This is a genomic window from Marisediminitalea sp. (assembly GCF_984433645.1).
The window spans coordinates 1-4,472 of record NZ_CFIDRX010000203.1 but is presented as its reverse complement, the minus strand read 5'-3'; the positions used below and the strand labels follow the sequence as shown (position 1 = coordinate 4,472).

Sequence of the window (4,472 nt, the reverse complement as noted above, 5' to 3'; positions counted from 1 at the left end):
AAGCGTGATTCCTCCATTCCGTCTTCCCGGCCTTGCGCCGGGATCTAGTCGAACAGGCTGATTACCTAAATTAGTCCAACGCTGTCTTCCAAAATTCACTTAGTTAATTCGTTTGAGTTGGAAAGGTCCCCGCCTTCGCGGGGATGACGTCATTGTTAAGCGTGATTCCTCCATTCCGTCTTCCCGGCCTTGCGCCGGGATCTAGTCGAACAAGCTGATTACCTAAAGCAGTTCAACGCTGTTTTCCAACCTTCACTTAGTTAATCCGTTTGAGTTGGAAAGGTCCCCGCCTTCGCGGGGATGACAAGGGGGCAGAGATGACCGCGAGATGGTACGGGGATGAAGATGAGGGGCGGGGAAGACTAGCAGGTGATGTAGGGATCTAGTAAAAAGCTGGCTATAGATACAAAACCTTTTATTTCGCAGCGACCTGCACAGCTGTAGTGAAATTAGCAAATTACTGATATTTAATAAAAACTATGTATTTTATGCCTTGGTTGAGATACGCTGAGCTCTGTATATAAACATTTGTTGTATACCTTCCGAGGAGTATTGAGTGATAACCATTATTCGGTGAGTCAACGTCACTATTCCAATTAAAAAACATGACTTAGATTGAACAAGGAAATGTTGTATATGAACTACTTCACTCAGGCATTAAAGCAATTTGCAGATTTTAATGGCAGAGCCCGTCGCAAAGAGTATTGGATGTTTTATCTTTTCTATGTGATTTTTTACATAGGTTTGTCGATTGTAGACATGGTGCTCGGCACTTTTATCCTGACATTTATCTTTGCCATTGCACTGCTCATCCCAAGTATCAGTATTGCCGCGCGACGCTTACATGACACGGGTCGCACTGGATGGTGGCAGTTAATCCTATTTGTTCCATTAATTGGCGTCATTGTAATGCTTATCTTCCTTATCCAGGATAGTCATGATGACAACCAGTATGGTCCTAATCCGAAGGCCGCTGCTTAGTCTACATGCTTTCTCCGTGAAGGTTCCCGCCTTCGCGGGGATGACGAGGTAGTGAAGCGGGGATGACGAGATTGTAGTGCTGGATTACGAAGAGGTGGTGTGGGGATTTCGGTACTATTGCGTACGAGCTCTCCCTGCGTCTTTCCGGCCTCGTGCCGGGATTTAGTCGACCAGGCTGACTACCTCAAGCAGTCCAGTGTCGTTTTCCCGGCTTCGCGCCGGGATCTGAGAAACAACCAGTTACTCTTGAATTACAGTCACAAGTTCCCCTTACAACCAGTCTGGATCCAACTCGAAGCAGCTTTCGTCCATCGCTTGCAGTAAATTACACGTAGCGTCGATTTGTGGTAACTCGTAGCGGTAGAAATATCTGCATGCAGAAAGTTTACCTTTTAAAAATAAGCGGCGTTCGTGCCCCGTAGATTCCTGATTTCCTGATAAAGCGACGTGAGCTTGTCGTAACCAAAGCCAGGCAATAACAACATGGCCAAAGGCGTGTAAATAAAGTGTCGCGTTTGCCAAAGCCAAGTTTGCTTGCGAGTCTCGCATGGCAGCAACAAGGGTTTGAGTTGTTGTATCCAGCAATGCTTTGTATTTACCAAGTGCGTCTGCGAACTCGACTAGTTGAGGAACGGATTTACATGTCGCAATTGTATTTTGTATTTCTTCACTTAACAGTTTGTAGGGTAGGCCATCCTGCATGCTGACCTTTCTTCCCAATAAATCCAGGGCCTGAATGCCTTCTGTACCCTCATGAATTGGGTTAAGCCGATTGTCGCGATAAAAGCGCTCTACCGGATATTCACGAGTATAACCATACCCGCCGTGCACTTGTATGGCGATGGCGTTCGCTTCCAGGCAATACTTTGACGGCCATGATTTGAGGATGGGCGTCAGGATATCTAACAAGCTACCTGCGCGTTTAGCTTCCACAGGGTCTGAGCCGTGTGCATGCGTGTCCGCAAGTGTTGCCCCATAAAGTGACAAACAAAGACTACCTTCGACGTAACTTTTTGCAGCCAATAACATGCGCTTGATATCTGAATGAGCGGTAATAGGGAGCTGGGCAGTAGTGGGATCTTTTTCGTGAGGATGACGTCCTTGTGGGCGGTTTCGCGCATAGTCCAGAGCATGAAGGTAAGACGTGTAACCTTGGGACACAGCCCCTACGCCAACCCCAATTCTGGCTTCGTTCATCATTTGGAACATGTAAAGCAAACCGCGATTGGGTTCGCCGACAAGGTAGCCTACCGCACCTTCTTTTTCTCCAAAATTGAGCATGGTTGACGTGGTTCCGCGCCACCCCATTTTATGAATAAGACCAGCCAGATTTACGTCATTACGTTCACCTAAGGAACCGTCTTCGTTAACCAGGATCTTAGGCACAATAAACAAAGAAAGCCCTTTTACGCCTTCAGGTGCGCCCTGAATACGAGCTAAAACCAGGTGAATAATGTTTTCTGACAGTTCGTGATCACCGCCAGAAATAAAAATTTTGTTGCCCGATAGCCGATAGGTACCGTCATCGGCAGGAAGCGCAGTGGTTTTAATATCAGATAACGATGAACCCGCCTGGGGTTCGGTTAGCGCCATCGTGCCCATAAAGCGGCCTTCTAGCATTGGGGCCAAATACAGCTGCTTTTGTTGCTCTGAACCAAAATTGCGAATGACATTAGCATTGGCGTTGGTCAGTGACGGATAAGAGAGAATGGGCATATTCGCTGCGCCGAATATGGCTTTGCAGGCCACTGATACGGTAAAAGGAAGTTGCATGCCGCCTAATTCATAGTCATGCGTTGCTGAGCCAAATCCGGCTTCGTAATATTGCTCTAGTGCTGCCGATACTTCGGGAATGATATCGACTTTGCCATCAATAAATTGTGGCTCATGTTCATCCAGTTTTGCTGCACATGGTGCAAACCAGTCTCTGGCGATAGAGTAGGCCGTTTCAATGGTTGCGTCGAAAGTTTCGCGGCTGTGATCATTAAAACGCGAATAGGCAGTTAACTTCTCTACGTCCAGTACGTCATATAACAAAAAGTTCAGATCCTGGAAGTTCATTAATGTATTGCTCATACCAACCCTCGCGAATAATAGTCATTGACGCTAAATGAAATAGTCTAATTTGCGAAATATATAACCGCTATGCGGAATTGGTCAAGGGCCAGACCTATTTATTTAAGGTTAATACTGGCCAGGGAATGTGTTACGAGAAGAGGGTGAGAGCACAAAAGACGTGCTCTCCAATAGAGGTTCATTGCGGAGAAAGTTCGACGTCAAGCTGTCTGGGTAGTACGTGGCATAGATCCTGTCCAATACCAACATCATCAATTTGATAGGCTTGATAACCCGATTTTTCGAAGGTTAAGGTGTAAAATCCTGGTCGCTCATCCAGCATAGAGATGAGAGCAGAGTCATCGCAACCAACATCTGTATTATATACGGACTCAGAGAAATCACCCTCAGTCGCAGTAACAGTTACTCCGCATGCGGCAGCATTTTGGGTAGATGAGTCAACAATGGAAATATTGAGTCCGCTAAGTACTTCAGTGGTACAGGCTAGGTCTTCAATATTAACGACATTACTTACGTAAAGGGTGTATTCGTCATCGGCAATCCGTTTGCTAATATCGACCTTAATTTTGGTTGGATATCCAAGCTCAGGATCATACTCAACGGTAACAGATTTAGCGCGGCTTTCTTCTAGTGCAATTCGTTCGAACAAACCTGCAATACTTTCTGTGCTAACCTGATCCAACGGCAAGGCAACGTTACTTTCAATAATCGTTTGAGAAACAACCTGGCCTGCATTGACAACCACTAAGCGCGGAAGGGTGTCCTCAAGCATGCAGTTACAGGACTTACTGTACTCAAACTGGTAAGTGTCAATATTCGCGTTTTCCCATTTCGCTCGGTTTTTATTTAGATTTTCGAGTACATTGTTTGAATCGAGTTCACAAGCGGTAAGCAAGTTGGAGGCAGCCACTACCGCGGCCAGGCGAACGAAAATATTCATAACTTTCCTTAGTTTATTAAACATCACTGTTAACTACCATTGTAAATTACATGTGGGCCTGTTTCATTACAATGTAAAAAACCGTGTACGCAAAAAAGTTAAAAACGCCACAACCGTGCAAAAATAAATGAACAACAATACGTCTCTGTTTTAGACGCAGAAAGACAACCAGATACAGAAAGTATCGATGAATAACCTGTGATTCGTGGTGTCATTTCATCAATATTTTCGGATGTCCCTTGTTGTGGAAACAATAAAGCGCGACGGGTTAACTGCGAATGCGTAACCATGCAAACAAAGCCCTTGTAACTCAATCTCCGTTAAGTATAATACGCCTCCCTCCCTTGCGAATCCGCACTTTTCCGAAAAAGACGCAAATATTCACAAGGGTAGTGTAAGTAAAATCAGCCAAAAGCTGTTTTAGGGGTGTAGTTCGAATTGGTAGAACAGCGGTCTCCAAAACCGATGGTTGGGG

Annotated in this window: 3 protein-coding genes; 1 reads left to right on the top strand and 2 read right to left on the bottom strand. The window is 45.4% G+C overall.

From position 1 onward, the window contains the following. Positions 1-636: 636 nt before the first annotated feature. Entirely contained in the window at positions 637-981 is a 345-nt protein-coding gene (locus AC4MRN_RS18295; protein ID WP_491204091.1) for a DUF805 domain-containing protein, read from the top strand. Between the two features lie 270 nt (positions 982-1,251). On the opposite strand, the gene AC4MRN_RS18290 is transcribed toward AC4MRN_RS18295, so the two are convergent. Next, positions 1,252-3,057: an acyl-CoA dehydrogenase gene (locus AC4MRN_RS18290; protein WP_491204090.1), complete on the bottom strand. Its 1,806-nt coding sequence runs from the start codon at positions 3,055-3,057 to the stop codon at positions 1,252-1,254. A 178-nt stretch (positions 3,058-3,235) separates the two neighbouring features. Beyond that, positions 3,236-3,997 (bottom strand): DUF6174 domain-containing protein, encoded by a 762-nt coding sequence (locus tag AC4MRN_RS18285; RefSeq protein ID WP_491204089.1) that lies wholly within the window; start codon positions 3,995-3,997, stop codon positions 3,236-3,238. Between the last annotated feature and the right edge of the window lie 475 nt (positions 3,998-4,472).